Source organism: Achromobacter sp. AONIH1, assembly GCF_002902905.1.
Classification (GTDB): Bacteria; Pseudomonadota; Gammaproteobacteria; order Burkholderiales; family Burkholderiaceae_B; genus Achromobacter.
This window is the reverse complement of record NZ_CP026124.1, coordinates 4,566,995-4,589,631: the sequence shown is the minus strand read 5'-3', so window position 1 is coordinate 4,589,631 and position 22,637 is coordinate 4,566,995. Positions and strand designations below refer to the sequence as shown.

Sequence of the window (22,637 nt, the reverse complement as noted above, 5' to 3'; positions counted from 1 at the left end):
GGTGGTTCCGGCCATCCTCTCGGGCTGTTCGCCCTGGCTGTTCTTGCAGGCTCGCGATCCGGCGCGGCGGACCGCTAGCCCGTTCGTTTATTTTTGAATCGTATGTTTCATGGTATCCACCTATAGATCAAACGTTTCATAAATCCTACGATGCGTTCCTGACCACGACGCGGCTATCGGATGCACGCGCATGGCTGTCTATGGGGAAAGGAGCGTGACATGAGCATCGCCAGCAACGCGGGGCAAGCAGGGAGCATGGGCATGGGCGCGGCCGCGCCGGCCAGCGCGGAACGGGCGGCGTCCGCCTACGCCAAGGTGACGCGGCGCATCGTGCCGTTCATCGTTCTCTGCTACTTCTTCAGCTACCTGGATCGCGTCAACGTCGGCTTCGCCAAGCTGCAGATGCAGCAGGCGCTGGGCTTGAGCGACGTGGTCTACGGCATCGGCGCAGGGATCTTCTTCTGGGGCTACATGTTGTGCCAGGTGCCCAGCAGCCTGTTGATCTACAAGCTGGGCATGCGGCGCTGCATGGCGGCCATCATGATCCTGTGGGGCCTGGTGTCGGCGGGCACCATGCTGGTGACGACCCCCACCGAGTTCTATGTGGCGCGTTTCCTGCTCGGCGTCACCGAGGCGGGGTTCTTCCCGGCCGCCGTCATGTACCTGAACAAATGGTATCCGGCGGATCGCCAGGCGCGCATCATGTCCATCCTGTTCCTGGCCATGCCGCTGGGCATGGTGCTGGGCGGGCCGATTTCGGGCGCGCTGATGACGGGCACGCATGACCTGCATGGCCTGCAAGGCTGGCAATGGATGTTCCTGCTGGAAGCCTTGCCCGCGATCCTGCTGGGGCTGCTGGTGCTGCGCATGCTGCCGGAATCGCCGCAGTCCGCCGCGTGGCTGACGCCGGAGGAAGCGGCCGCCGTCAGCGGCGCGCTGTCGGCCGAGAACGCGCGCAAGAGCAGCCGTCTCGTGGACGCGCTGAAGAATCCGATCCTGTGGATGCTGATGGCCATCTGCCTGTTGTTCAATATCGGCAACTACGGGCTGGTGTTCTGGCTGCCCACCATCATCCAGTCGACCGGCATGCAGTCGCCGCTGGAGATCGCCTTCCTGACGGCGATTCCCTACGGCGTGGCCTGCGTCGTGATGAACCGCAATGCCGCGCACGCCGAGCGCAGCGGCGAGCGCCGGCTGCACACCGCGATACCGATGCTGGTGGCGGCCGCGGGCATGTGGGCCAGCACGCTGTTCCCGCACAATACGGTGGCGGCGATGGTGTTCCTGACCGTCGGCGTGTCCGGCCTGATGGCCACGCTGGCCATGTTCTGGGGGCTGCCGGGCCGCATCCTGGCCGGCAGCGCCGCGGCCGGCGGCATCGCCCTGATCAATAGCGCCGCCAGCCTGGCCGGGCTGATCGGCCCGGTGCTGATGGGCGGCGTCAAGCAATGGACCGGCAGCATCTCGATCGCGGTGCTGGTGCTGGCCGCGCTCATGCTGGCGGCGGCCCTGCTGATTCTTGCGATCCCGAAGCGCCTGATGGCGGCGGGGGCGGTGCGATGACGCCGGTCCTGACGGATTCGCAGCCGTCGTCGGACCCGCAGGCCAGGGTGGAAATCGTGCTGCGCGGCCTGGAGGGCGCGGTGTCCGCCGAGGATGCCGGGGCGGCGGCCGATCTGGTGCGCAACATGGGGCGCATGGTCCTGGCGCTGGAACAGGCCCTGGCGGAATCGGCGCGCGTCGACGCCAGGGAGGGCGACAAGCATGGCGTCTGAACGTAGCGCGGCGGCGATCCGCGATGCGTTCTTGAGCGGCAGGCGCAGCGCCGTACAGATCGCGGAGGATTGCCTGGCGCGGGCAATGGCGGCGCAGCGCTTCAATGTGTTCTCACGCGTGCTGGAGACCGAGGCGCTGGCGGCGGCGCGCGCGCTGGACCGCCGGCTGGCCGCTGGCCTGGCCATGCCGGCGCTGGCCGGGGTGCCGTTCGTGGCCAAGAACCTGTTCGACCTGCGCGGCCATCCCACGCTGGCCGGCGCGGCGCCACGGCAGGCGGACGCGCCCGCCGCGCGGGACGCGGCCGTGCTGCGGGCCTTGCTGGACGCCGGCGCGGTGCCCATCGGCCTGACGCATATGGACGAGTATGCCTGCGGCGCGACGGGAGAGAATGTGATCGGCGGCGCGGTGCGCAATCCCTGGGATCCTTCGAGGATCACGGGCGGCTCATCGGCGGGCACGGCCGCCGCGATTGCGGCCGGCGTGGTCCCGCTGGGCCTGGGCTCCGACACCAATGGCTCGATTCGCGCGCCGGCTGCTTTCTGCGGCATCTGGGGCTTGCGTCCGGGCACTGGCCGCCTGTCCACGCAAGGTTGTTTTCCTTATGCGGAAAGCCTGGATGCGGCGGGGCCGATGGCGGCGGACGCCGGCAGCCTCGCCCTGGCTTGGCGGGCATTGCGCGGCGGGGCGTCGGATGCGCTGGTCAGTGGTCATGGCCGACTGCGGATTGGAGTGCTACGGGCCGGCTTCGCGGAGCATGCCGAGCCGCAAGCCTGGAACGCGGTGCTGCGCGTGGCGGCAGCGTTCACGTCCGCGCGCATGATAGACCTGCCGGATGTGGACCGCGCGCGCGACGCGGCCAGCATCATTTCCGCCTACGAGGTCGCGCGCAATCATCTGCGGCATGGATTTGCCGGGCGTCATGCCGGCTATAGCGCGATGGTCAGGCAGCGGATGTTGGCCGGCCTTGCCTTGCCGGACGATTGGTACCGTACCGCGCAGGCCTGGCGGCGGGTCTGGCGCGCGCGTATGCAGACCCTGTTCCAGGACGTGGACCTGCTGCTGACTTGCGCCACGCCGTATGCCGCGCCGCCAGTCGGCGCCGAACGTCTGGTCGGCGAGCAGGGGCGCATCTATGCGCCGCGCGCGGACGCCGGGCATATGACGCGGCCGGTGTCGCTGGCGGGCCTGCCCGTCGTCGCGGCGCCGGTGGCCGTGCCGGGCGCGGACATGCCCCTGGGCGTGCAGCTGATCGGTCCGCCTGGGGGCGAGGCTCCAGGCCTGGCCGCGGCCATGCGCCTGGAAGAGGAGGGCGTGTGCGGTTTTCCCGCTCAGCCTCGGCCGGCGGACGGCAGGTAGGCGCCGCTGCGGTGCAGCTGTTCTTCCGCCTGTTTCAGGGTCTTGATCGCCCCCTTGCCCTCCTGCGCCAGCAGTTGCTGCACCAGCGCTTCCACCAGGGCCATGCCGGCGCTGATCGACGGGAAGAAAGATGGGCTGTCCACCGAGAACACCAGCGTGCAGTCGGCCTTCAGCGCGATCGGCGCGGCCACGCTGTCGCTCAGCGCGATGACCTTGCTGCCGGCGCGGCGCGCGGCCTCGGCGACGCGGACGATTTCCTGGGAGTAGGGCGCGAAACTGGTCATGAGCACCGCATCGTCCGGCTTCAGGGCCCGCAGGTCCATTTCCAGCGTGCCGGCGTCGCCGCGTACCAGGTGCACGGAATCGCGGAACAGACGGTACAGATAGTGAAAGCCGAAGGCGATCGGGTAGCTGGAGCGGAAGCCGGCCACGTGAACGGTGCTGGCGCCGGCCAGGATGGCGGCCGCCTGCGCCAGCGCCTTGGCGTTGGCGGCGCCGGTCTGCTCCAGGTTGCGGTGCTGCGCCTGCAACATGGTTTCCAGCATCCGGTCGGAGCCGCTTTCACGCACCAGCCTTTGTGCGCGTTGCGCATAGGGCTGCGGACCGCCACGGAGGGCCTCGACGAAGACCAGCCGCAGGCTTTGCCAGCCGTCATAGCCCAGATGCTGCGCCAGGCGCACCAGCGTGGCCGGCTGCACGCCGGCGTCCGCCGCGATCTTGCGCATCGACAGCAGCGGCACTTCGCTGGGGTGGTCGAGCAGATGGCGCGCGCCGCTTTGCAGCTGGGCGCTGAGCTCGCCGAACTGCTCGCGCAGCGCGGCGAGCAGGGCGTCCAGGGAGTGGGGCGGCGTGGCGGGCGATGGCGGCATGGTCTGGCTGGCGGGATTGAGCGTGAAACGATTGTTGCATAGGCCCGGCCTCCCGTGTTGTGGCGGGGCGAGATGTTCTAGGATCGCGCTGTAGCGGCGCGCAAGCGTGAAGGGTCGCCGCGAGCGCGGCGACGCAATGAAGGGAGGTAAGCATGGAAAACAAGAGGGCAGGCCAGCGAGCGGAGGCAGAGCTGTTGTTCCGGCGCGCCACGGTGGTCGACGGAACCGGCGCATCGCGACGCCGCGCGGACGTGGCGGTCGCCGGCGGCAGGATCGTGGCGGTGGGCGAGCTGGCAGGCTGGCGCGCTGATCGCATCATCGAGGCGGACGGGCGCGTGCTCGCGCCGGGCTTCATCGATACCCATACCCATGACGACGGCTACCTGCTGGTGCATCCGCACATGAAGCCCAAGGTGTCGCAGGGAATCACGACCGTGGTGACCGGCAATTGCGGCATCAGCGTCGCACCGCTGGTCCACGCCGATCCGCCGCAGCCGCTGGACCTGATGGGGCCACCGGCGCTGTTCCGCTTCGAGACCTTCGGCGCATGGCTGGACGCGCTGCGGGACCAGCCCGCCAACGTCAACGTGGCGCCGCTGGTGGGGCATTCCACGCTGCGGGTCCGCGCCATGCGGGACGTGTCGGGGGCGGCTACGCCGCAGGAAATCGAGGCCATGCGCGCCGAAGTGGAACTGGCGCTGCGCGCGGGTGCGTTCGGCGTGTCCACCGGCACCTTCTATCCGCCCGCGGCGGCGGCCTCCGAGGCGGAGATCATCGCGGTCTGCGAGCCGCTGAAACGGCTGGGCGGCATCTACTCCACCCATCTGCGTGATGAGACGGACGATATCGTCGCATCCATCGAGGAAGCCCTGCGGGTCGGGCGCGCGCTGGATTGCATGGTGGTGTTCTCGCATCACAAGGTCGCTGGCAAGCGCAATTTCGGGCGGTCCGAGCAGACGCTGGCAATACTGGCCGAGGCCGCGCGCTCGCAGCCGCTATGCCTGGACTGTCACCCCTATCCGGCCACGTCCACCATGCTGCGGCTGGACCGCGTCGGCCAGTCGTCGCGCACCATGATCACCTGGTCCAAGGGCTATCCGGAAGCCGGCGGGCGCGACTTTCACGAATTGATGGCCACGCTGGGCCTGGACGAGGCCGGCCTGCTGGAAAAATTGAAGCCGGCCGCCGCGATCTATTTCGTGATGGACCCGGGCGACGTGGAACGCATCGCCCGCTACCCGCTGACCCTGTTCGGCTCCGACGGCCTGCCGTTCGATCCGCGCCCGCATCCGCGCCAGTGGGGCACCTTCCCGCACATCCTGGCAAAGATGGTGCGCGAGTCCGGCCTGATGACGCTGGAACAGGCCATCCACAAGATGACCGGCCAGGCCGCGCAACAATACGGCCTGCAGGACCGCGGTCGCATAGAAACCGGCTGCCACGCCGACCTGGTCCTGTTCGACCCGGACCGCATCCAGGACCGCGCCACTTTCGAAGATCCGATACAGGTCAGCGAGGGCATCGAAGGCGTATGGCTCAACGGCAGCCAGACCTGGGACGGCCACCAGACGCTACCCGCCCGTACAGGCCAGGTACTGCGCCGCGAGACCAGCCCCGTCTGAACAGCGGGGCAGGCAGGGGGGCAACTACAGGAATCTGTGGGCAATAGAAAACAGACCGCCGCAAGAACAGGTGCCCCCAAATCGGGATGTCACGGATCCGGCTCCGCCGGTCCGTAGACATGCCTCCTTGAGGGGGAAGCGCGCAGCGCTTCGGGGGTGGGTCACCCTTTCACTCGGACGATCTTCTGCACCTGCGGCACGTGGCGGATGGCGCGGATCACCTGGGCCAGGTGCTTGCGGCTGTCGACCTGGATGGTCAGGTGCAGCGACACCGTGGCAACCGCGTCGTCGTGCATCGTGACGTGGACGATGTTGGCGTCGGCGGCCGTGACCTCGGCGGCCAGCCGGCCCAGCACGCCGCGCTCGTTGCGCGTGACGATGTCCAGGCGGGTGGCGAGGTGCTTGGCCGTGTGCGTGTCCCAGCCCACATTGATCCAGCGTTCCGGTTCGCGCAGGCGCTGGCGCATGGCCACCGGGCAGTCGGCGGTGTGCACGACCAGACCGTGGCCCATGCGCATGCCGGCGATGATGGGGTCGCCGGGCAGGGGGCCGCAGCAGGGCGCGAGCTGCACCGCCTGGCCTTCGTTGCCCTGGATCAGGATGGGCGCGCTGCGGGCCGAGGTCAGCTCGTCCACCGCGGCGGCGGTGGTGGCGACCAGCTGGTGCTCGGGCGCGAAGCGGCGCGCGACCACGGCGGCCAGGCGCTTGCCCAGGCCGATGTCGGCCAGGATTTCCTCGCGCGAGCTGGCGCCGGTGCTGCGCGCCAGCTTCTGCCAGGCGGGATCGTCGGTGGCGGGCAGCGGCATGTGCAGTTCCTGCATGGCCTGGCCCAGCAGGCGCTCGCCGAAGGCGACCGATTCCTCGTATTTGACGGTGCGCAGGTAGTGGCGGATCTCGGAGCGCGCGCGTCCGGTGCGCACGTAGTTCAGCCACTGCGCGTTGGGGCGCGAGGCCGGCGAGGTGACGATTTCCACCGTGTCGCCGCTGCTCATTTCGGTGCGCAGCGGCACGAACTCGCCGTTGACCTTGGCGGCCACGGCCTGGTTGCCGATGTCGGTGTGAATCGCGTAGGCGAAGTCCACCGGCGTGGCGCCGCGCGGCAGCGAGATGATCTTGCCGCGCGGGGTGAACACATAGACGGCGTCGGGGAACAGGTCGACCTTGACGTGCTCCAGGAACTCGCCGGAATCGCCGGTCTGGCTTTGGATGTCCAGCAGCGATTGCAGCCACTGGTGAGTGCGCTTCTGCAGGTCGTTGAGGGTCAGGTCGGCGCCCTTGTACAGCCAGTGCGAGGCCACGCCTTCCTCGGCCACATGGTGCATGTCGCGGGTGCGGAACTGGAATTCCACCGGCGTGCCGTAGGGGCCGACCAGCGTGGTGTGCAGCGACTGGTAGCCGTTTACCTTGGGAATGGCGATGTAGTCCTTGAACTTGCCGGGCACCGGGCGATACAGCTGGTGCAGCGTGCCCAGCGCCAGATAGCACTCGGGCAGGGTGTGGACGATGACTCGGAAACCGTAGATGTCCAGCACGTCCGAGAAGGATTTTTTCTGGTCGACCATCTTGCGGTAGATGCCGAACAGGGTCTTCTCGCGGCCAGTGACCTCGGCCTCGATGCCGGCGGCGGGCAGGGCGGCGCGCACCGAATCGGCGATCTTGCTGATGACCTCGCGGCGGTTGCCTCGCGCGGCCAGCACGGCCTTGTACAGCACCTGGTAGCGGTTCGGGTGCATGGCCGCGAAGCACAGGTCCTGCAGTTCGCGGAACAGCAGGTTCAGGCCCAGCCGGTGCGCGATGGGGGCATAGATGTCCAGCGTCTCGCGCGCGATGCGGCGGCGCTTTTCGGGGTTGACCGCGTCCAGCGTGCGCATATTGTGCAGCCGGTCGGCCAGCTTGATCAGGATGACGCGCACGTCGCGCGCCATCGCCAGCAGCATCTTGCGGAAGCTCTCGGCCTGCTGTTCGGCCTTGGTGGCGAAGTCCAGGCGGTCGAGCTTGGACAGGCCGTCGACCAGCTCGGCGACCTCGGGGCCGAACTTCTCGGCGAGTTCCGTCTTGGTGACGCCCTGGTCTTCCATCACGTCGTGCAGCAGCGCGGCCGACAGGGCGTTGACATCGAGCTTCCAGCCCGCGCAGATTTCAGTGACGGCGATGGGGTGAGAGATGTAGGGCGAGCCGCTCGCGCGGAATTGGCCCAGATGCGCCTGATCGGCGAAGCGGTAGGCTTCGCGCACGCGTTCTACATCTTTCTTGTCGAGATAGCTGCCGATGATTTCGGTCAGCGGCGCCAGGGAGGCGACGGGCGATGCCGTCGCGTCGGCCGCCTCCTGGGCGGCGACGGAAGGCGGTGGAGGCGGGGTCTTGTCTTTCTTGCCCGTGCGCCGTCCCAAACGGGAGCCGGCGCGCAGGGCGGCAAGCAGACCTGATGAAGCGTACTTCAGCCCGGGAAAAGCCATGCGTGCCGCCCCCCGGAGAGAATCAGGTCGGAACTTTGCGGAGCATTTCCACGCCGGTGAGGCCGCCCGCGATTTCGCGCAGCGCAGTGACCGTGGGCTTGTCTTTGCTGTCCAGGCGCGGGGCATGGCCCTGCGCCAGCTCGCGGGCGCGGTAGGTCGCGGCCAGCGTGAGCTTGAAACGGTTGGGGATCTGGTTCAGACAGTCTTCGACGGTAATGCGAGCCATTAGGACACCTGGTGCTGATGGAAATAGGAGGAAATGCTTGCGTTTCAGTGCGCCGCCGGGATGCCGAGCTGCGCGAACAGCGGAGCGTGGCGGGCGGCCTGAGACGAAAAGCGCAGCCGCGCGGCGCTGACGATTTGGGTCAGTTCCGACAGGGCTACGCTAAATTCTTGATTAATAATAACATATTCGCATTCCGGAGCGTGCGCGATTTCACCGCCCGCCGCCATGAGCCGGCGCGCGATGACTTGCGGCTCGTCCTGGCCGCGCGCCTTGAGCCGGGCTTCGAGTTCCTCGATCGACGGCGGCAGGATGAAAATGCCGATGGCGCCCGGAAAGCGCTGCTTGACCTGGCGCGCGCCCTGCCAGTCGATCTCGAGCAGCACATCGCGTCCTTCGCGGGTGGCGGCGTCGATGCGGTCGCGGGGCGTGCCGTAGAAATTGCCATGCACCTCGGCCCATTCCAGCAGGGCCTGATCGTCGCGCATGCGCTTGAAATCGTCGACCGCCACGAAGCGATATTCGCGACCGTCTTCTTCGCCGGGACGCGGCGCGCGCGTGGTGCAGGAAACCGAGAGCAGGATGGAAGGGTCTTGCTGGAGCAGGGCCCTGACCAGGCTGGATTTGCCCGCGCCGCTGGGCGCGACGACCATGAAGACGTTTCCGGAATTGGCGTGCATGAATAGATGACGAGCGTGTGATGCCGAGACCGCAAGAATAACAAATCGCGCGGTGCGGCAGGGGCGAAACCCGCTGCCGCGCCGCGTTTTCAGCGGTTCAGGGCTTGGCCGCCTGCAACAGCTTGCCGCCGGGCGCGGGGGAATCGCTGCCCAGCAGATGGCCGTTGACCTCGATGCCGTAGAGCGAATCGTCGGAGTCGTGGTACTTGGCGCGGGTCGCGGCCACCGACTCTGCGTAGCGCGGATCCTGCGGTCGTTCGTGGGCGTTCATGAAATAGGCCACGTCCCACGCTTCCTGGTCGCTCAGCATGCCGGCCTGTCCCAGCGGCATGTTGGCCTTGATGAAGCCGGCCGCGTTGCCGATCTGGTGCATGCCCGCGCCCCAGTTGAACGAGTCCGCCCCCCATAAGGCGGGGAAGACCCAGTGCTTGCCGTTCTTCTGGCCCTGGCCTTCAGCGCCATGGCACACGGCGCAGTACTGGGCGTAAACCTTTTCGCCACGCAGGTAGTCGGCCTTCTGCGCCGGCGCGGGCAGCTTGCGGTAGCCCTGGCCTTCCAGCGTCACGCCGGTCGGCGCCTTGCTGGCCAGCCAGAACATATAGGTCTGCAACGCGGTCAGCACGGGATCGTCGGCGGCGGGCGGCTTGCCGTTCATGCTGTAGCGGAAACAGCCCTGCAGGCGCTCGGCCAGCGTATTGACGTGACCGTTCTTGGCTCGGTACGCGGGATACAGCACATAGGCGGCCCACATCGGCGCCGAGTCCGGGCGGCGGCCGGCGTCGAGGTGGCAGCTGCTGCAATTCAGGTCATTGCCGACGAACTTGCCGGCGGCCTGGGGCGTGTGCAGGAAGATCTGCTCGCCCTGGCGCACGATCTTGCCGAACTCGGTGTCGGGCAAGGAAGCGGCCGACGGCGGCGTGAAGCTGGGGCGCGGCTCGGCGGCCAGCGCGGTGGCGGACATCGACAGGGCGAGGGCGGCGGCGAGCCAGGCGCCGGGCAAGCGGGTAAGGCGCGGGTTCATTGCTTGGCTCCCGGTGCGGCGGCTTGCGCGGCCAGTTGCTCGGCGGCCTGGGGCAGGCCGGCGTAGTAGGCCGACACGGCATCGATCTCGGCGTCGGTCAGGCGGGTGGCCACGGCGGGCATCAGGCCCAGCGGGCCGGGCGGGCGCTGGCCCTGGCGCCAGGCGCGCAACTGCCCGGAAATGTAGGCAGCCGACTGGCCCGCCAGCGCGGGGAAGTTGTCGCCGACGCCGATGCCGCCGGGACCATGGCATTGGTTGCAGGCGGGGACATTCTTGTCCCAGGCGCCTCGGGTGGCCAGCCAGGCGCCAGTGTCGGCCGGCGCGGCACGGCCCATCGCGGTCGCGGCGAGCTTGTCCGTATCCAGCGGCGCGGGCAGGGAGGCGTAGTAAGCGGCGACGGCCTGGCGCTGGGCGGGATCGAGCGCCTGGGCCGTGGCTTTCATGATCGGACTGACACGTCCTCCATCGGCCATGGCGTCCAGCTGTTCGGCCAGGTACTTGGCGCCCAGGCCGGCCAATCTCGGGAAACCGGCGGAGGGATTGCCTTCACCCTTGGCGCCGTGGCAGGTGACACAGGCGGGCGCGCCATTGGCGCCCTGGGTGCTGATCTGGGCGCCGTCGGGCGCGCCGAGCGTACAGGCCGGCGCCGCGAGCAGGGCGCCCAGCGCCAGGGCGCAGGCCCGGCGTCGTGCCACGGTGAGGGACCGTCTAGGCATGGAGCTTCTCCGTTCAATGCTGATTTTTGTAATAAGCAAATTTCCACAAATTATAAAGAAACTTGTGACAGATCATCGCGCTGGCAGGCGCTTGAGGGGGGTCAGGCTATGCCTGCGGCTCGATTCCAACCCGAAAGACGGTGAAACCGCGCTGGTACGTTCGCTTGCAGCGCGCGCCATGGCCTTGGGGTAGGATTTCGCCCATCGACAAGAAGGAGAGTCCGATGCATACGAACGAGATCGACGCGCAGCGCGTGGCCCTGGTGACCGGAGCGGGCACGGGCATAGGCCGGGCGGTGGCGCTGGAATTCCTGGCTCAGGGTTACCGCGTGGTGCTGGCGGGTCGGCGCCGCGAACTGCTTGAGGAAACGCGCACGGCGGCGGGCGAAGACGGCGTGCGCGCGCTGGTGATGCCGACGGATGTGTCCGACGAGCATGCGGTGCGGGATCTGTTCGACGCGGCGCAGCGTGAGTATGGGCGCCTGGATGTGCTCTTCAACAATGCCGGACGCGGCGCGCCCGCGGTGCCGATCGAGGAATTGTCGGTCGACGTCTGGCGCGATGTGGTGAACACCAACCTGACTGGCATGTTCCTGTGCGCGCAGGCCGCGATCCGGGTCATGAAGTCGCAGACGCCGCGCGGCGGCCGCATCATCAACAACGGCTCGATCTCGGCGCATGCGCCGCGGCCGTTCTCCATCGCCTACACGGCCACCAAGCACGCGGTGACCGGCCTGACCAAGTCGATTTCGCTGGATTGCCGGCCCTATGGCATCGCCTGCGGCCAGATCGACATCGGCAACGCGGCGACCGACATGACCGAGCGCATGGCCGCTGGCATCCTGCAGGCCGACGGCAGCACCAAGGTGGAGCCGCGCATGGACGTGGCCCACGTCGCGCAGGCCGTGGCCGCGATGGCGCGCCTGCCGCTGGACGCCAACGTGCAGTTCATGACCATCATGGCCACCAACATGCCCTTCGTGGGCCGCGGCTAGGGGGGAGGCTCACCCCCCGAAGCGCTGCGCGCTTCCCCCCTCAAGGGGGGGCGCCGCTGCGGACCGGCAAAGCCGGATCCGCGCGGCCCGGCTGGCGTGGCGCCTGCTCTGGCGCCATGAGCAATTCGATTGCCCCAAGCCTACGCGCTTGGGGGGGCTCTTTTAGCGCTCAGCCTGGGCGAGCATCTGGCCGGGAGCCGGTTCCAGATAGCGACGGGCGCCGACGTAGCGCTTGGTCCAGTACGGATTCTTCATTTCGTCCACGCGCACCTTGGCGCCACGGCGCGGGGCGTGCACGAACTTGTTCTGGCCGATGTAGATCCCCACGTGCGAGGTGACGCCTCGGCCCCGGGTGGCGAAGAACACCAGGTCGCCGGGACGCAGGTTCTGCTTGTTCTTGATGGCTTCGCCCTCGGTGCGCTGCTGGCGCGCGGTGCGGGGCAGTTCCAGGCCGGCGATTTCGCGAAAGACATGCAGGACCAGGCCGCTGCAGTCGAAGCCCTCGGAGGCGTCGTCGCCGCCCCACGCATAGGGGGTGCCGATGGCTTCCAGGCCGGCTTGCACGACGCGTTCGCGCAGGGTGGGGACGGTGGGTTCCTGCGCCAGGCGCAGGCCATTGAGGCTGGCGCGGGCCTGGGTGGTGGTGGACAGCGAGGCCTGGGCGGCGCCGGGGATCCAGGACAGGGTCAGCGCCAGAAGGGGGACGGACAGCAGGCAGGCAAGGCGGGGAGGGGCGGTTCGGTCTTTTCGCGTAGGCGGCGTCATTGCGTCACTTCAGGAAATCGGAGTGGGCGGCATGGCTTGGCCAGGGGTTGCGGCACCCTGGCAAGCCGGCGGAAAGGGCGCAGCGCCGGGCGGTCCTCACCGGCGCTGCAGCACTATTGTAATGGAATAAAGTTTCATTACATTTGTCGTGCAATGCAGCATCCCGATCGGGCCATTGTTACGTCATTCGCAGAATAAAGCGTAACGGGCCGAGGCCGGCCGCCCGGAATCGGGCGCGATGGGTTCCATGCGCCCCTTGCGGGCGACCGTGGCCGCGATGACCGTTCATGCACGCGCGGCTCATGCATAATCAATGCATCAGCCCGGTGCCGCGCATGCCGCATGCGGCGGCGCCGCAAGGCCGACATAAAACAGATAAGAAAGCGGAGTAAAAGCGCAATGATGAATGCAGTCCACCCCGAATCCTCCATGAACCGGCCCGACGCCTTGCCTTTCGAACCCTTCCAGGACGCGGTTGCCGCGGTCGACCGGCTCGAAGAGATCTACAGCCGCAATACCGCCTTCCTGCGCGCGGTCTTCCGAGAGGTGCTCGAGGACGCCGGCGCCCGGGAAGGCGACAAGTCGCGGGCCCGGGCCTATTATCCGGCCATCCGCATCCGTGTCGAGACCTACGATCCCATCGACACGCGCCTGTCCTATGGCCACGTGGCCGAACCGGGCATCTACCAGACCACGATCACCCAGCCGGCGCTGTTCCGCGACTACCTGATCGAGCAGGTCGGATTGCTGCTGCAGAACCACCGCGTGGCGGTCGAGGTGGGCGAGTCGGACTCGCCCATTCCCCTGCATTTCGCCTTCCCGGAAGGCGCCTACGTCGAGGGCGAGCACCTGGAAGCGCTCAAGCGCCCGCTGCGCGACCTGTTCGACGTGCCCGACCTGGCCGTGACCGACGACGCCATCGTCAACGGTTCCTGGCGCGGCAAGGACGGCGAGCCCAAGCCGCTGGCGCCCTTCACCGCGCAGCGCGTGGACTACTCGCTGCACCGGCTGCAGCACTACACGTCGACCGCGCCCACGCATTTCCAGAACTTCGTGCTGTTCACGAACTACCAGTTCTACGTCGACGAGTTCTGCGCCCGCGCTCGCGCCCTGATGGCCAGCGGCAACCAGGATTACGAGATGCTGGTGGAACCCGGCAACCGCATCACCCGGCGCGGCGAAAGCGGCCCGGCCGAGGCGGGCGAGCTGCCGCGGCTGCCACAGATGCCGGCTTATCACCTGGTGCGCGGCGACCATTCCGGTATCACCCTGGTCAATATCGGGGTGGGCCCGTCCAACGCCAAGACCATCACCGACCACATCGCCGTGCTGCGCCCACACGCCTGGCTGATGCTGGGCCACTGCGCCGGTCTGCGCGATTCCCAGCGCCTGGGCGACTACGTGCTCGCGCACGGTTATGTGCGCGAGGATCACGTGCTGGACGCCGACCTGCCGACCTGGGTGCCGGTACCGGCGCTGGCCGAGGTGCAAGTGGCGCTGGAGCAGGCGGTGGAAGAGGTGGCCGGCCTGTCGGGCTGGGACCTGAAGCGCATCATGCGCACGGGCACCGTGGCCACCATCGACAACCGCAACTGGGAGCTGCGCGACCACGTCGAACTGGTCGAACGCTTCGCCCAGTCACGCGCCATCGCCCTGGACATGGAATCCGCCACCATCGCCGCCAACGGCTTCCGTTTCCGCGTGCCCTACGGCACCTTGCTGTGCGTGTCGGACAAGCCGCTGCACGGCGAGCTGAAGCTGCCCGGCATGGCCAGCGCCTTCTACCGCCGCCAGGTCAACCAGCACCTGGAAATCGGCATCCGCGCCCTCGAACGCCTGCGCGGCATGCCGCCGGAGCGCCTGCACTCCCGCAAGCTGCGGACCTTCATGGAAACCGCCTTCCAATAGCCGGCACGGCGGTCCGGGCATCGCCTCCCTGTCCCTCGTTGATTTATCTGCAATATAGGGACAGGGGGCTTCCTGCTACAAATCTGTTATCGCGGCAGCGCGGCCGCGACAGGGCTACCCCGATCACATCCGCGCCGCCGCCCCCCGCTTGGCACGGCCTTCCCAAGCGGGGCCACGCGGAGCCGGCTTTGCCGGTCCGCTGTGGCGCCCCCTTGAGGGGGGAGCGCGCAAGCGCTCGGGGGTGGGCCCATTTTTTGCTATGCTCGCGCGTTGCTCGGATACCCGGGGCGCCGGCGGCCTATCCCGCGGCATTTCCCAGGCTCCTTCCAGATCCCATAAGGAACGCACTTTGGCACCATCGGAACACGATGAATCCCGCGCCGCCGGCAAGGCCGTGACCGGAGGCGAAAGCCCCTCCGGCCTGCGCCGCGCCCTGTCCGCGCGCCACCTGACCATGATCGCTGTCGGCGGCTCGATCGGCACCGGCCTGTTCGTGGCATCGGGCGCGACCGTGGCCCAGGCCGGCCCCGGGGGCGCGCTGCTGGGCTACGCGCTGATCGGCATCATGGTCTATTTCCTGATGACCAGCCTGGGCGAGCTGGCCGCGGCCATGCCGGTTTCCGGCTCGTTCTCGACCTATGGCGCGCGCTACGTCGAAGAAGGCTTCGGTTTCGCGCTGGGCTGGAACTATTGGTACAACTGGGCCGTCACGGTGGCGGTGGATCTGGTGGCCGCGCAGCTGGTGATGGCCTACTGGTTCCCCGACATTCCAGGCGTGTACTGGAGCGCGCTGTTCCTGGCGATCACCTTCGGGCTCAATGCCTTGTCCGCGCGCGGCTTCGGCGAGGCCGAGTTCTGGTTCGCGCTGATCAAGGTGGTCGCGGTGCTGGCCTTCGTGGTCATGGGCGTGATGATGCTGCTTGGCATCATCCGCGGCGGCGAGACCGGCGGCCTGGCCAACTGGACCGTGGGCGACGCGCCGTTCGCGGGCGGTTTCGCGGCGCTGATCGGCGTGGCCATGGTGGTGGGCTTTTCCTTCCAGGGCACCGAACTCATCGGCATCGCGGCCGGCGAATCCAAGGATCCCGCGCGCAACCTGCCGCGCGCGGTGCGCCAGGTGTTCTGGCGCATCCTGCTGTTCTACGTGATGGCCATCCTGGTCATCGGCCTGCTCATTCCCTATACCGATCCGCAGCTGCTGCGCACCGAAGTCACCGACGTCAGCGTCAGCCCCTTCGCGCTGATCTTCGAGCGCGCCGGCCTGCTGGCGGCCGCCTCGGTCATGAACGCGGTGGTGCTGACCTCGGTGCTGTCGGCCGGCAACTCCGGCATGTACGCCGCTACTCGCATGCTGTACAGCCTGGCGCGCGACGGCAAGGCGCCCGCGGTGTTCGGTCGCGTGACCGGCAACGGCGTGCCGCTGTGGGCGCTGGTGGCCACGACCGTGGTCGCGGCGCTGTGCTTCTTCAGCTTCATCTTCAGCCCCAAGGCCGTCTACGTCTGGCTGCTGAACACCTCGGGCATGACGGGCTTCATCGCCTGGCTGGGCATCGCCATCAGCCACTACCGCTTCCGGCGAGGCTATGTGGCGCAGGGCCGCAACCTGGCGGACCTGCCCTATGTGTCGCCGTTCTTCCCGTTCGGCCCGATCTTCGCCTTCGCCTTGTGCCTGATCATCACGCTGGGGCAGAACTACCAGGCCTTCCTGCAGGACCGCATCGACTGGGGCGGCGTGGTGGCCACGTATGTCGGCATTCCGCTGTTCCTGCTGATCTGGCTGGGCTATCGCCTGGTGCGCGGTTCGCGCTTCGTCAGTTACCGCGACATGCGCTTTCCGGATGCGCGGGCGCGCAGCGAGTACCTGGATACGGCGCTGCGCGGCGGCGCGGTGACGGAAACGCGCTGATCAGCAAGCACCGGCGCCGTCCCGGCGGGGAGGGCGCCGGCATCGCGGCAAGCTCTCAGCCCGCCACGTAGGCGGTCTTCACCGTGGTGTAGAACTCGATCGCGTGGCTGCCTTGCTCGCGCGAACCGAGGCTGGATCCCTTCCGGCCGCCGAAGGGCACGTGGTAGTCCACACCGGCGGTCGGCACGTTCACCATCACCATGCCGGCCTGCGCATGCCGCTTGAAGTGCTGCACGTGCTTCAGGGACGTCGAACAGATGCCGCTGGCAAGGCCGAATTCCGTGTCGTTGGCAAGGGCCAGCGCGTGTTCGTAGTCGCGTGCCGGCATGACCGCCGCGACCGGCCCGAAGATTTCCTCGCGGCAGATGCGCATGGCGTTGTCGCAGTCCGCGAAGATGGCGGGCGCCATGTAGTGGCCCGGCGTGCCGAGTTGCAGCTCGCCGCCGCCGCACAGCAACCGCGCGCCTTCCTGCCTGCCGATGTCCACGTAGCGCAGGTTCTGTTCCAGTTGGTCGCGGCTGGCGACGGGGCCGATGTCGGTTCCGGCTTCCAGCGCGTGGCCGATCCTGAGCGAGGCCGCGCGGTCCCGCAACTTCTGCAGGAAGCGCGCGTAGACGCCTTGCTCGACGATGATCCGGCTCGATGCCGTGCAGCGTTGTCCGGTGGAATAGAACGCGCTTTGCACCGCGCACTCGACGGCGACGTCCAGGTCGGCGTCGTCCAGCACCACCATCGGATTCTTGCCACCCATTTCCAGCTGGGCCTTGGCCATGCGTTGCGCGGCGGCCTGCGCCACGCGCCGGCCCGTGGCGACCGAACCGGTGAAGGAGATGGCGTCGATGCGGCGGTCGTCCAGCAGCGCCTGACCCACCTGCGAGCCGCGACCCATCACCAGGTTGAAGACGCCTGCCGGCAGGCCGGCGCGGCTGATGATCTCGGCCAGCACCCAGGCGCAGCCCGGCACCAGTTCGGCGGGCTTGAACACGACCGTATTGCCATAGGCCAGCGCGGGCGCGATTTTCCAGGCGGGAATGGCGATCGGAAAGTTCCAGGGCGCGATGATGCCGACCGTGCCCACGGGTTCGCGCGTCACGTCGATCTCTATGCCAGGCCTGACCGAGGCCAGCTTGTCGCCGCGCTGGCGCAGGGCTTCGCCGGCGTAGAACTTGAAGATGTAGCCGGCGCGCGTGACTTCGCCGATGCCTTCGGGCAGCGTCTTGCCTTCTTCCCGAGACAGCAGCCGGCCCAGCTCTTCGCGGCGCGCGAGGATTTCGGCGCCGATGCGATCCAGGGCATCCGCGCGGGCCTGCGGGCTGCAGAAGCCCCATGCCGCCTTGGCTTCGTGCGCGGCGGCGATCGCGGCTTCGGCCATGCCGGCGTCGGCCTGGGCATAATGATCGATCGTGTCGCGCGTGTCGGAAGGATTGATGTTGGCGACGCTGGCCGCGCTATCCAGCCACTGGCCGGCAATGAAGTTCGGTTTCATGGGATCAATGTGGGTAGAGTGAGATGGGGTTGTGGACGGAGCAGGGCGGCTGTCTTCAAGGGCCGCCATTCAGGCATCGAGCAGCGATAGCTCCAGGCGCTTGATGCGTTGGGCGACGCCGCGGGCGAATTCCAGCGTCACCTTGGATAGCGGCCGCTGGCTCGGCACGACGATGCCGACGGTCAGGGCGTTGATATTGGGCTCCTCGATGGGACGCCACACCACTTCGCCGCTGGAGATTTCCTCCAGGAACGCCAGCTTCGAGAAAAAGGAAATGCCGCGTCCGGTGACGATCAGGCGCTTGAGCAGCAAGGTGGAGTTGCAGGTCACGCTGGGGGTCAGCAGATCCCAGAATTCGGAGAACTTCGGCGACACGCCTCCCTGCATGGGAAAGCGTCCCTCCAGCCGCAGGAAGGCATGGCTGCGGCAGTCGGCAAAGCTCACGACGTCCTTCCTGGCCAGCGGATGCGAGGATGCCATCACCACGCCAGGCGGCAGCGCGACCTGGGTCATCACGTCGAGGCCGGCCGGCAGCTTGGAAATGAAGGTGATGCCCACGTCGTACTCGCCGCTGAGCACCTTGGACGCCACATCCCAGGGCGTGACGGCGGTGATGGCATACGTGACGGCGGGGTACTGTCCCGAGAACTCCTCGACAGCCGCGGGCAGCAGGTCGACGAACAGCGAATCCATCGCTGCAACCGATACGTGGCCCGTGCGTTCGTCCTTCAGCTCGTCCAGCTCGCCGCGCATCAGGTGGAAATCGTTGAGGGTCGCGCGGATATGCTGCAGCATGCGCTCGCCGGCCGCGTTCAGGCGTATGCCGTTGGGCAGGCGGTCGAACAGATCGGTGCCCATCTCGGCTTCCAGCTTGAGGATCTGCCGGTTCACCGCGCTGGAGGCGACATAGAGGTTCTGCGCGGCCTTGCGGATCGATCCGCAACGGGCGACTTCGACAAAGTACTTCAGGACGCTGGCGTGCATGGAGAGTCTTCTGGTTGCAATCCCGGGATTCTGCCCGCGATCCCGGGCGCGCCGGCACTAGCATTGGCCCTAGTGTGCCGTCCCGCGGATACGCCCGCACGAAACTACGGGACGACACACTAGCTACCCGCGCGCCGGATAGGCCGCGACCATGGGATGGTCGCAGGCCGAGGGCTGCACGCCGTCCGCGCCGCCGGGCGAACCCAGGCCGCTTACGTCCGGTCCGAAGAACTCCCGGTTGACCGCCGCGAACACGGCTTCGTGAGGCGGCAGCTCCTGGGCGTCGTGGATCGCTTCGGTCGGACAGACGGACACGCAGATGCCGCAGCTGATGCACTCGTCCGGATGGATGTACAGCGTGCGCCCGCCCTCGTAGATGCAGTCGACGGGGCAGCATTTGACGCAGGCGCGGTCCTTGACGTCGATGCAGCCGGAAGCGATCACGTAGGTCATTATCTTCCCCGCCATTGTGGTTTGCGCTTCTGCTGGAACGCGAGCACGCCTTCGTGCGCGTCCTCGGATTGCAGGGCCGCGACCAGCGCCGGCAGGCGCAGCGCCTGGGCGTCGGCGGGCGACAGGGTGCCGGTCTTGCGCACCACCTGCTTGATGGCCTGCTGCGACAGCGGGGCGCAGGCCAGCAGGGCGTCGACCCATCGTTGCACCGCCTCGTCCAGGCCGGCGCGCGGGACCACTTCGTTGATCAGGCCGAGTTCGGCGGCCTCGCGCGCCGGGATTCGGCGACCTGTCAGCAGCATCGCCATCGCCTTGCGGTAGGGAATCTGCCGCTGCAGCAGCGTCATGCCGCCGTCCAGCGGCATGCGGCCCACCAGCGCCTCCGGCAGGCCGAAACTGGCTTCCTCGCAGGCCACCACGATGTCGCAGCCCAGCACCATCTCGAAGCCGCCGCCCAGCGCGAAACCGTTGACCCGGGCCACGACCGGCACGTTCAGGGTCTCGCGCAACGCGATGCCGCCGAAGCCGCCAGGGCGCGCCGCGCCCCAGTATTCCAGCCCGGTGGTGGTGGGGTTCTTCAGGTCCGCGCCCACGCAGAAGGCGCGCTCGCCTTCGCCGGTGAGCACGACCACGCGGACGTCGTCGCGGCCCTCGATCTCGGTCCAGATGCGTTGCAGCGCGGCCTCGGTGGCGAGGTCGACGGCGTTGAGCACGTCGGGCCGCGCCAGCGTCACCGTGGCGACATGGTTCTCGATTCGCAGATGCACGCTCATGGCGCCTCCTTGGCGGGGGTGTCCGGACCTTGCGCCAGCTCGCGCAGCACGTCCTCGTTATGCTGCCCGAGCCTGGGCGGCGCGCGGCGCAGGCTGACCCGCGCGCTGGACATCGTGATCGGGCTGTTGATGAAGCGCACGCGCTGGCCTTCGCCGTCGCCCTCGATCAGCATCTGGTTGTGCAGCGTCTGCGGGTCGACCAGCGCTTCGCGCAGATCCCGCACGGGCGAGCAGAGGATGTCGACCGCCTCCAGCCGCGCCAGCCAGTGCTCGCGGGTATTGCCGGCGTAGCGCTCGCGGAAGATGGCCTGCAGCGCCGCCTTGTTCTTGAACTGCTGCGTCAGGTCGCAATAGCGCGGATCGGCCGACAGGTCGTCGATTTCCAGCGCCGCGCAGATGTCGCGCAGCGGATTGGGCTTGAAGGCGCCCACCATCACCAGCGGCCCCGTGCGGGTGTCGTACACGCCGCACAGGGGCATGGCCGCCCAGTTGACCTCGGAATCGGCCATCAGGATCATGGCGGCTTCCTGCATCTGCATCGCCAGCATGGAGTTGTACAGGGACACGCTGATCTTCTGGCCCTGGCCGGTACGCGCGCGGTGCAGCAACGCCAGCAGGATGCCTTGCACCATGTGCATGCCAGCCGAATAGTCCGCCAGCGCCGTCGGGTAGACCGAGACAGGCACCGATGCGTCCGAGCGCCGCGCCATCACGCCGGATATCGCCTGGGCCAGCACGTCCTGGCCGCCCTTGAATGCGTAGGGGCCGGTTTCGCCATAGCCGGTGCCGACCGCGTAGATGACGCGCGGGTTGAGCGCCTTGCAATCGTCGTAGCCCAGGCCCATGCGCTCCATGACGCCGGCGCGGAAGTTGTTGACGACGACGTCGGCGCCGGCGATCAGCGCCTTCACCTGGGCCATGTGCGTCGGATCGCGCAGATCCAGCGCCACGCTGCGCTTGTTCCGGTTCAGGCTGCAGAAGATCGGGTTGTCGGCGCCGGCCACGGGTTCGAAGGTGGAGCGGCTGAGATCGCCCGCGCCCTTGCGCTCGATCTTGATGACGTCGGCGCCGTAGTCGCCCAGCGTCTGCGTGCAGACCGGCCCCATCATCACCTGGGTGAAATCGATCACGCGCACGCCGCTCAGCGGCAGGTCTTGTTGCATATCGCGGTTCTCCATGATGCTCATGCGGTTTCGGCCTGGCGCACGTAGGCGGCCAGGGCCGGGACGTCGGCGTTAGGGCCGGTCTGGTCGCCGGGATCGGCGCCCTGGGCGCGCAGCGTTTTCTGCAAGACGCGCACGTCGATATCGCGCGCGGTCACGCCCGCGTTCAGCGCCAGCGCGGCGGCGGTGCCGGCGGCTTCGCCCATCGCCATGCACGGCGGGATCTCGCGGGATATCTTCTGCGCCTGCGAGGTCGCCGAATAGTGCCGGCCGGCCACCAGCAGGTTTTCGATCCGCCTGGGCAGCAGGGCGCGGAACGGGTAGTAGTAGTCACGACCGCGCGCGATGCTGTCGTCGAAGCGCACGCGCTGCACCACGTCTTCCTTGGTCATCACATACTCGCCTTCCAGCAGGCGGGTCTGGCGCACGCCGGTCTGCGGGGCCACGTCGACGACGAAGCACCGCTCGAAGCCGGGCAGCTTGCCGCGCACGAAGTCGACCAGCGCGTGGATGTGCTGGCGGCCCACGATTTCCGCGCGCGTCAGGTCTTCGACCTTGAGCCCGTCGATGCCGGCCATGTGCGGGCAGTTGCACCAGACCACGCCGGGCAGGGGCGTCTTCATCCACCAGATGCCCCAAGAGCCGCCCAGCACGCGCTTGATCTGGCGATCAAGCTCGGCATAGGCCTCTGGTTCCTCGCGCTCGTAGCGCTCGGCCGCCTCGGTGTCCACGCCACCCAGGCGGAACACGGTGGTGGTGATGTAGCTGTCGCTGATGTGCGGCGCGCCGGCAGAAGCGGCGACGTCCAGGTCGCCGGTGGCGTCGATCACCATGTCCGCCAGGATCGCCTCGCTGCCGTTCTTGGTTTCGCAGATGACGCCCTTGATCCGGTCGCCGTCGACCAGGGCCTGCGAGAACCAGGAATGCAGGCGTAGCTGCACGCCGGCCTGTTGCACCATTTCCAGCGCCACGCGCTTGTAGGCGTCCGGGTCGAAGGCGGCGGCGAAGCAGATGGGGTGGGGCGTCTTCTGACTATGGAAATCAAAGGTGCCCCAGCGGCCCCAGCGCCGGTACGCAGCGGGATCCTCGCCCCATTCGTCCGAGCGGGGGAAACGCGCCAGCCCCATCGCCGCCATGCGCTCGATCATGTCCAGGCAGTTGCCGCGCACCGAGATCTCGCGCAGATGGCTGTCCCACATGTCGTCCAGCACCAGCACCATGCCGCCGGAAGCCAGGCCGCCCAGATGGTTGTAGCGCTCCAGCAGAATGGTCCGGGCGCCGTTGCGCGCCGCCGCCAGGGCCGCGGACAGTCCGGCGGGTCCGCCGCCCACCACCACTACGTCCGCCTGCGCCGCGACCCGTGCGTCGCGGGCGGGCCGTTCAAGCCAATCGCCGATCTTTGTCATGTCTATCCTCCAGGCTGTGTTCCGAAAAAGTGTGCCGATCACTGGGCCTTCGCGCGCCATCGATGCGTGCGCTTGGGCT

The 22,637-nt window shown here is 68.0% G+C and carries 20 protein-coding genes; 7 read left to right on the top strand and 13 right to left on the bottom strand.

The features are described 5' to 3' along the window. The first annotated feature begins 219 nt into the window (after positions 1-219). Genes C2U31_RS20990 through C2U31_RS20980 form a run of 3 tightly spaced genes read left to right on the top strand, consistent with a single transcriptional unit; the run spans position 220 to position 3,132 of the window. Positions 220-1,563: an MFS transporter gene (locus tag C2U31_RS20990; protein ID WP_103274545.1), complete on the top strand. Its 1,344-nt coding sequence runs from the start codon at positions 220-222 to the stop codon at positions 1,561-1,563. Further along, complete coding sequence (locus tag C2U31_RS20985; RefSeq protein WP_103274544.1) at positions 1,560-1,775, top strand: hypothetical protein; 216 nt, start codon at positions 1,560-1,562, stop codon at positions 1,773-1,775. Before C2U31_RS20990 ends, C2U31_RS20985 begins: the two co-directional genes overlap by 4 nt. After that, a complete protein-coding gene (locus C2U31_RS20980; RefSeq protein ID WP_103274543.1) occupies positions 1,765-3,132 on the top strand; it encodes an amidase family protein in 1,368 nt (455 codons plus the stop codon). Before C2U31_RS20985 ends, C2U31_RS20980 begins: the two co-directional genes overlap by 11 nt. Here C2U31_RS20980 and C2U31_RS20975 read toward each other — a convergent pair. Then, entirely contained in the window at positions 3,105-4,001 is an 897-nt protein-coding gene (locus tag C2U31_RS20975; protein ID WP_103274542.1) for a MurR/RpiR family transcriptional regulator, read from the bottom strand. The genes C2U31_RS20980 and C2U31_RS20975 overlap by 28 nt on opposite strands. A 152-nt stretch (positions 4,002-4,153) precedes the next feature. Here C2U31_RS20975 and C2U31_RS20970 point away from each other — a divergent pair, with 152 nt between their 5' ends. Further along, positions 4,154-5,623 carry an amidohydrolase family protein gene (locus C2U31_RS20970; protein ID WP_103274541.1) on the top strand — a complete coding sequence of 490 codons (1,470 nt, stop codon included), beginning with the start codon at positions 4,154-4,156 and terminating at the stop codon, positions 5,621-5,623. Positions 5,624-5,784: 161 nt separating this feature from the next. Here C2U31_RS20970 and C2U31_RS20965 read toward each other — a convergent pair whose 3' ends face one another. From C2U31_RS20965 to C2U31_RS20945, 5 genes are all read right to left on the bottom strand, one after another. Further along, entirely contained in the window at positions 5,785-8,079 is a 2,295-nt protein-coding gene (locus tag C2U31_RS20965) for a bifunctional (p)ppGpp synthetase/guanosine-3',5'-bis(diphosphate) 3'-pyrophosphohydrolase (RefSeq protein ID WP_103274540.1), read from the bottom strand. Positions 8,080-8,101: 22 nt separating this feature from the next. Beyond that, complete coding sequence (gene rpoZ / locus C2U31_RS20960; protein WP_006219679.1) at positions 8,102-8,305, bottom strand: DNA-directed RNA polymerase subunit omega; 204 nt, start codon at positions 8,303-8,305, stop codon at positions 8,102-8,104. 44 nt (positions 8,306-8,349) lie between these two features. Continuing rightward, a complete protein-coding gene (gene gmk, locus C2U31_RS20955; protein WP_103274539.1) occupies positions 8,350-8,982 on the bottom strand; it encodes a guanylate kinase in 633 nt (210 codons plus the stop codon). A 97-nt stretch (positions 8,983-9,079) separates the two neighbouring features. Beyond that, on the bottom strand, positions 9,080-10,003 hold the full coding sequence (locus C2U31_RS20950; RefSeq protein WP_103274538.1) for a c-type cytochrome: 924 nt from the start codon (positions 10,001-10,003) through the stop codon (positions 9,080-9,082). Further along, positions 10,000-10,719: a c-type cytochrome gene (locus C2U31_RS20945; RefSeq protein ID WP_103274537.1), complete on the bottom strand. Its 720-nt coding sequence runs from the start codon at positions 10,717-10,719 to the stop codon at positions 10,000-10,002. Before C2U31_RS20945 ends, C2U31_RS20950 begins: the two co-directional genes overlap by 4 nt. Positions 10,720-10,943: 224 nt before the next feature. On the opposite strand from C2U31_RS20945, the gene C2U31_RS20940 reads away from it, so the two are divergent. Then, complete coding sequence (locus C2U31_RS20940) at positions 10,944-11,714, top strand: SDR family oxidoreductase (RefSeq protein WP_103274536.1); 771 nt, start codon at positions 10,944-10,946, stop codon at positions 11,712-11,714. Positions 11,715-11,876: 162 nt separating this feature from the next. On the opposite strand, the gene C2U31_RS20935 is transcribed toward C2U31_RS20940, so the two are convergent. Further along, entirely contained in the window at positions 11,877-12,479 is a 603-nt protein-coding gene (locus C2U31_RS20935) for a C40 family peptidase (protein WP_103274535.1), read from the bottom strand. A gap of 399 nt (positions 12,480-12,878) precedes the next feature. Between C2U31_RS20935 and C2U31_RS20930 the strand changes: the two genes are divergently transcribed. Together C2U31_RS20930 and C2U31_RS20925 are read left to right on the top strand one after the other, a co-directional pair. Further along, positions 12,879-14,387, top strand: coding sequence for an AMP nucleosidase (locus C2U31_RS20930; protein ID WP_369869683.1), 1,509 nt, complete (start codon positions 12,879-12,881; stop codon positions 14,385-14,387). 349 nt (positions 14,388-14,736) lie between these two features. Further along, the gene (locus tag C2U31_RS20925) at positions 14,737-16,293 is read left to right on the top strand and encodes an amino acid permease (RefSeq protein WP_103274534.1); all 1,557 of its coding nucleotides are present in this window, start codon (positions 14,737-14,739) and stop codon (positions 16,291-16,293) included. Positions 16,294-16,348: 55 nt separating this feature from the next. Here the strand turns inward: C2U31_RS20925 and C2U31_RS20920 are convergent, their stop codons facing one another. The 6 genes from C2U31_RS20920 to C2U31_RS20895 form a co-directional block, all read right to left on the bottom strand. Then, positions 16,349-17,779, bottom strand: a complete 1,431-nt coding sequence (locus C2U31_RS20920) for an aldehyde dehydrogenase family protein (protein WP_103274533.1) — start codon at positions 17,777-17,779, stop codon at positions 16,349-16,351. 69 nt (positions 17,780-17,848) lie between these two features. Continuing rightward, positions 17,849-18,763, bottom strand: coding sequence for a LysR family transcriptional regulator (locus C2U31_RS20915; protein ID WP_103274532.1), 915 nt, complete (start codon positions 18,761-18,763; stop codon positions 17,849-17,851). 123 nt (positions 18,764-18,886) lie between these two features. Then, positions 18,887-19,216, bottom strand: a complete 330-nt coding sequence (fdxA, locus tag C2U31_RS20910) for a ferredoxin (RefSeq protein ID WP_103274531.1) — start codon at positions 19,214-19,216, stop codon at positions 18,887-18,889. Further along, a complete protein-coding gene (locus C2U31_RS20905; protein ID WP_103274530.1) occupies positions 19,216-19,989 on the bottom strand; it encodes an enoyl-CoA hydratase-related protein in 774 nt (257 codons plus the stop codon). The genes fdxA and C2U31_RS20905 overlap by 1 nt, the downstream gene beginning before the upstream one ends. Then, the gene (locus tag C2U31_RS20900; protein WP_233772446.1) at positions 19,986-21,176 is read right to left on the bottom strand and encodes a CaiB/BaiF CoA-transferase family protein; all 1,191 of its coding nucleotides are present in this window, start codon (positions 21,174-21,176) and stop codon (positions 19,986-19,988) included. Before C2U31_RS20900 ends, C2U31_RS20905 begins: the two co-directional genes overlap by 4 nt. Then, positions 21,173-22,558, bottom strand: coding sequence for an FAD-dependent oxidoreductase (locus C2U31_RS20895; RefSeq protein WP_103274529.1), 1,386 nt, complete (start codon positions 22,556-22,558; stop codon positions 21,173-21,175). The genes C2U31_RS20900 and C2U31_RS20895 overlap by 4 nt, the downstream gene beginning before the upstream one ends. Between the last annotated feature and the right edge of the window lie 79 nt (positions 22,559-22,637).